This window comes from Zunongwangia sp. L-65 (assembly GCF_056859415.1).
In genome coordinates this window covers 1-5,304 of record NZ_JBSXOK010000012.1, presented here as the reverse complement: position 1 = coordinate 5,304, position 5,304 = coordinate 1, and the positions used below count along the sequence as shown (strand labels likewise).

General features: G+C 34.5%; 6 protein-coding genes. 3 read left to right on the top strand and 3 right to left on the bottom strand.

All coding sequences use genetic code 11. From position 1 onward, the window contains the following. Window positions 1-247: hypothetical protein (locus tag AC13DP_RS00210; protein ID WP_483067085.1), on the top strand; the 247-nt coding region annotated here is incomplete at its 5' end. Between the two features lie 239 nt (window positions 248-486). On the opposite strand, the gene AC13DP_RS00205 is transcribed toward AC13DP_RS00210, so the two are convergent. Genes AC13DP_RS00205 through AC13DP_RS00195 form a run of 3 tightly spaced genes read right to left on the bottom strand, consistent with a single transcriptional unit; the run spans window position 487 to window position 3,647 of the window. Continuing rightward, the gene (locus tag AC13DP_RS00205; RefSeq protein WP_347407708.1) at window positions 487-1,014 is read right to left on the bottom strand and encodes a hypothetical protein; all 528 of its coding nucleotides are present in this window, start codon (window positions 1,012-1,014) and stop codon (window positions 487-489) included. A gap of 33 nt (window positions 1,015-1,047) precedes the next feature. Next, complete coding sequence (locus AC13DP_RS00200) at window positions 1,048-1,461, bottom strand: thiol-disulfide oxidoreductase DCC family protein (RefSeq protein ID WP_228251468.1); 414 nt, start codon at window positions 1,459-1,461, stop codon at window positions 1,048-1,050. Then, window positions 1,461-3,647 carry an endonuclease MutS2 gene (locus AC13DP_RS00195; protein ID WP_013072124.1) on the bottom strand — a complete coding sequence of 729 codons (2,187 nt, stop codon included), beginning with the start codon at window positions 3,645-3,647 and terminating at the stop codon, window positions 1,461-1,463. The genes AC13DP_RS00200 and AC13DP_RS00195 overlap by 1 nt, the downstream gene beginning before the upstream one ends. A gap of 172 nt (window positions 3,648-3,819) precedes the next feature. Between AC13DP_RS00195 and AC13DP_RS00190 the strand changes: the two genes are divergently transcribed. Beyond that, window positions 3,820-4,485, top strand: a complete 666-nt coding sequence (locus tag AC13DP_RS00190; RefSeq protein ID WP_347407709.1) for a uracil-DNA glycosylase — start codon at window positions 3,820-3,822, stop codon at window positions 4,483-4,485. 600 nt (window positions 4,486-5,085) lie between these two features. After that, the coding region (locus AC13DP_RS00185) for a transposase (protein WP_483067084.1) at window positions 5,086-5,304 on the top strand (219 nt) is incomplete at its 3' end.

The following is a 5,304-nucleotide window of genomic DNA, read 5'->3' as shown; positions in this document are numbered from 1 at the left end:
TTGTACGGTTAAAAGTCATTCCAAATTCAAAATTCAACATTTAAAATTTAAAATTCAAAAAAGCTCCATAACGGTCACTTCGAGTATCAAATTTTGGAAAGCAATGGAAAAATTTGATGTATCGAGAAGTCTGTTTTTGAGTAAAAAGTTTGAAAGTTCAAAGTTTGAAAGTTCAAAAGCTGTTGTACATGAAAAGTCATTCAAAATTCAGCATTCAACATTAATAGTCCAGCTTCCTGGATCTTGATTCTATATTCTATCAGAGTACAAAGTCTAAAAGTTTAAAGTATTTAGGCTTTCAAATTCCAGGTTTAAAATTTAAAGTTCAATAAAAACAGTTGATAAGAGTTGCTCATTTTTCATGGCTCATTGTTAATTGTAAACAGATTTTTCATTCCGTTAAACTCAGGCCAAATGAAATTTGTCATACTCATTCTTTGTAAAGGATGGATTAGCAATTACAAGTTTGCGATAAGAAGTTTTTCATCAATCTTTTCTTATTTTAAATCTCAAATCACTTTTTACCTTTAGTGCTTCATGAAAAGATTTTATAAAATCTAACTTAAGTTCATAATCAATATTGTAGGTTGAAAGTGTGGCGTCAACTTTAGATTTATTAGCTTCCGCAATACTTAGCTTATTTCGATAATTATTCAAAGCACCACATCCCATTCCCAATAATGTTATTGCAATTGCCGCGATTATAATAGGGACTACATAAGTCATAACAGAGAAGTATTTAAAATAGTCAAGAAATAAATAATCTAAATAGAATAGTGTAATTGTAAAAATATTAAACAGAAAAAAATAGCTATATACCCACCATTTATTTTTCAGTATTTTCTGAAATTCTGCATTGGTCTCGACGACTTTTCGTTCTCTTTTTTCTCCAAATTCGATTTTATTGCAAGTATCTGTAAAACTCGGTTTATTTCGAGTTAATCCGCAAATATTTCCTTTTTTTAAATTTACATCTTGATGTTCGCAAAGTTCGCAATGCCAATGAGATTCCATGGGTATTTTTTTTAGAACGGAAAAGGTGAAAATTTAATCCAAAAACTTAGTTTTAAGTTCGGGGGTGGGGATCATGCAGCTTTCTTTTTTTCCAAACCATTTGTACCGATTGTTAGCAATACCTTTATACACTGCATCTCGAAGTCCTTTTGGTAAAAATTTGAAAATTTTTAGACTTTGATAGATGCCGCTTAAATCACTAGAAATTTCTAATGCAGCATCAGATTTTTCGTACCAGGCAACACCGGGTTCAATAAGAATAATCGAATCCAAATAATTAGGATCTATATTGCGTTCTTCTAACAGCTTACGACCAATTTCACTTTGCAAAGAGGCAAAGCGAAATTGATCGTTTTTATCATGTTTTATAATGAATATCACGGCGTCGTTGCAAAGATTACACACGCCGTCAAAAAGTATGATTTTTTTATCTTCGGGAATATTCATTATGATTTTTTCATGGCTTGTACCAGTTCTAGTTTTTCAATATCTACCTGGGTAGTGAACATACCGTAATTTACTGTGGCCTTACCTTTTTCGATTTTGTCAAGGGTTCCTACACTTCGGCTATCTTCTAAACGTACCCGATCACCAAGTTTTACTTTAGCCTTTGGTTTGTTTGCTTCTTTTTTGGCAGCAATTTCTTCTTGCTTTTTCTCCTCTTTTTTCTTTTGTCGAATTACTTCAACTTTCTTTTCAGCTTCAGCTTTTATTTTTTCTTCTCTTGCCTTTTCGGCCTTTCGCTGTTTGGCATTTTGTTTTTTACGCTTCGAATTTTCTATCGCTACCATTTTAAGGAATTCACCAATAAGTTCCTTTTTGTTATTGTTGGTAAAGAACTTTTCGCTGATATCGTTTACTTTTTGGCCTAAATAAATCATACGCTGATTGGTGTCAAAAAGCTCCTGATAGTCTTCTAATTTCTGCTGAATGCGGGCGTTGGTTTCCTCTAATTTATCTTTTTGTACCGCCGCTTTTTGCTCTTTTTGTTTTAAAGAATCGGTGGTTTTCTGAAGCTTACTGCGTTCCTGCTGCAATTTCGCAATACTGCGATCAAAACGAATTTTACCACGCTCTACTTTTTTCTTGGAGCGATTGATCAAACTATAAGGAATGCCGTTTTTCTGAGCGACCTCAAAAGTAAATGAACTTCCGGCTTCTCCCACACGAAGTTTAAACATAGGTTCTAAACTCTTGGAATCAAAAAGCATGTTTGCATTGCTCATATCGGGCAATTCGTTCGCTAATTTTTTCAGGTTAGCGTAATGCGTGGTTAAAATTCCAAAACTCTCTTTTTCGTAAAAAACTTCAAGAAAGGTTTCTGCTAAAGCACCACCCAGTTCAGGATCACTACCGGTTCCAAATTCGTCGATTAAGAACAGCGTTTTATCATCACATTTCCGAAGAAAATAATTCATATTCTTTAACCGGTACGAATAGGTACTTAGATGATTTTCTATCGACTGATTATCTCCAATATCGGTTAAAATCCTATTAAAAAAGGAAACTCTGCTAAATTCGTGAACCGGAATTAAGATTCCGCTTTGCAACATTAATTGCAGTAAACCAACCGTTTTAAGTGTAATACTTTTACCACCGGCGTTTGGTCCCGAAATGACCACAATACGGTTATTCTTACTTAAGTCGATATCCTGCGGATAAGTTTTTGTTCCTTTTTTATTGTTACTGATCAGTAATAGAGGATGATAGGCTTCTTTAAGCTGAATTTCCTGATCTGCGGTGATTGTAGGTAATATTCCGTTGATCTTTTCTGCGTACTTGGCTTTGGCCGCAATTACATCGATCTTTGTCAATAATTTTTGATAGGCTATTAAAAGGGATCTAAAGGGACGCACAAATTCGGTGAGCTCTTTTAAAATCCGGTTGACTTCCTCTTTTTCTTCATACTGAAGATTATTGAGCTCGCGGGTATACTGAAAAGTGGATTCCGGCTGAATAAAAACAATGCTTCCGGTTTTAGAACTTCCCATAATTCCACCTTTCACCTTACGGCGATACATCGCCTTTACAGCAAGGACCCTAACATTTTCTACCACACTCTCCCTGATATCATCAAGATAACCATAAGAAGAATAGGTGCTTAAAGCACTGTTGAAACTACCGTTAATTTGTCCCTTAACCGAATTTATTTTACGTCTTAGGCTTTGTAAAAGGGGAGAAGCATCATCCTTAATTTCACCAAAACGATCTACAATTTTATTGATTTGATCGATAAGCACCGTTGTATATTCGATTTCTGAAACCGTTTGATGCAAGTTTGGATATATTTGCTGGAATTTATTAAAATAACGAATTTGGGTATTTACCGTTTCCGATAAACCCGCGATTTTTCTAAAACCCGAAACCTCTAAAATAGTCTCCTCTATATTCAGCAGTTTAAGCTCATTATTAATCTGGTCGAAACCATGATTGGGAATGGGGCTTTCCTGCATTTTAGAACTTACATATTCGTTGGTTTGATGTAATCCGAAATAGGTTTTTTTATAGTTTTTATAAGGTGTAATCTCTAAAGCTTTCGCTTTTCCGGGATCCGTCACACATAACTCGCTTATTTGCTCTCTTACTACCGGAAACTCTAAATCTGCAAGGCTTTTCTCTGTAATCTTTATCATAGACATTCCCTCATCGAGGGTTTAATTTTCATTATTCATCCGATCTTTTTTACAGCAATCGGTATGCATAGCCATTTTAAAATTCTATCGCTTGTATCACTTTTGTTCTATCCCAAAAGGTTGTTTTATTTTTCCTATTTTTGGGAACACTGCAAATTTACTTAAAATTATAATGAACGTAAATATCAACGAAGGCTGGAAAACGCATTTAGAAACCGAATTTGAGAAAGATTATTTTAAAAATCTGGTTGAATTTGTTAAAAATGAATATTCAAACTTTAATGTGTATCCTAAAGGGAAGCATATTTTTGCTGCTTTCGATCATTCTAAATTTGAAGATACACGGGTTGTTATTTTAGGGCAGGATCCCTATCACGGACCGGGACAGGCAAACGGACTTTGTTTTTCGGTGAATGATGGTATCCCGCAACCACCGTCTCTGGTAAACATTTTTAAAGAAATCCACAATGATACGGGTAGTAGCATACCGCAATCCGGGAACCTGGAACGATGGGCAGATCAGGGTGTATTGCTACTCAATGCTACACTAACGGTAAGAGCACACCAGGCAGGGTCGCATCAAGGTAAAGGCTGGGAGCAGTTTACCGATCGTGTGATTGAAATTGTTTCGGCAGAAAAAGAAAATGTCGTTTTTATGCTTTGGGGTGGTTATGCAAAAAAGAAAGCCTCAAAAATCGATAGCTCTAAACATTTAATTTTAACCAGTGGGCATCCTTCACCTTTAAGTGCAAACCGCGGTTATTGGTTTGGGAACAAGCATTTTACTAAAGCAAACGAGTATCTTATTGCCAATGGTAAAAAGCCAATTGAATGGTAGTTTTTACAATGTAAGTTTAAATAAGTTTAAAGTTTAAAAGTTTAAAGTTCAAAGATGTTGTAACGAGAAGTCTTTTCAATATTCAATTATAGATAAACAGAAAACTGTATACCGTATACTGTATTAATAAAAAGAATCCTTAGCGTTCATTAAATTTTGAACCTTACAACTAAAAACTTTAAACTCAACTGTCACTTCGAGTGATTTCGAAGAATGAGAAATTGTATCGAGAAGTTTTCTTCAGTACATTATACAGTTTACGGTATACGTTATAAAGTCATTCAAAATTCAACGTTCAAAATCTAAAATAATAATCCTGTTTCCTGACTCTTGTATCTCTTTTCTATATTCTCTTTTCTAAATCCAAACGAATTCCAATGTCATTTCGACTGAAGCGCAGCGAAATGGAGAAATCATATAAGTTTAAAGTTTAAAAAGTTCAAAGTTCAAAAATGTTGTATCGAGAAGTCTTTCCAATATTCAATTGTTGGTAAACAGAAAACTGTATATCGTATACCGTATTAATAATAAAAATCCTTAGTGAACTTTAAATTTGACTAAGACTGAAATAAGTTGCCCTTTTTCTTAAACTTTTAAACAATGGAAAAAGGTAAACAACGCCGGGTTTTTAGTGTTGAGCTAAAACTTGATTTAGTGAAAAAAATCGAACAGGGTGACCTCCGGGTTTTGGATGTCACCAATGTGTACGGAGTGAGTCGTACCGCCGTTTATAAATGGCTCAGAAAATATTCCGATCTTTACCGCAGCGAAACCAGGGTTATAGTGGAACAAAAAAGTATGAGCAAAAAGAACAAAGAA

Excerpts from the sequence above, each read along its gene's own strand:
- AC13DP_RS00205 (WP_347407708.1), bottom strand. The coding sequence starts at position 1,014 with ATGGAATCTCATTGGCATTGCGAACTTTGCGAACATCAAGATGTAAAT.
- AC13DP_RS00200 (WP_228251468.1), bottom strand. The coding sequence starts at position 1,461 with ATGAATATTCCCGAAGATAAAAAAATCATACTTTTTGACGGCGTGTGT.
- AC13DP_RS00195 (WP_013072124.1), bottom strand. The coding sequence starts at position 3,647 with ATGATAAAGATTACAGAGAAAAGCCTTGCAGATTTAGAGTTTCCGGTA.
- AC13DP_RS00190 (WP_347407709.1), top strand. The coding sequence starts at position 3,820 with ATGAACGTAAATATCAACGAAGGCTGGAAAACGCATTTAGAAACCGAA.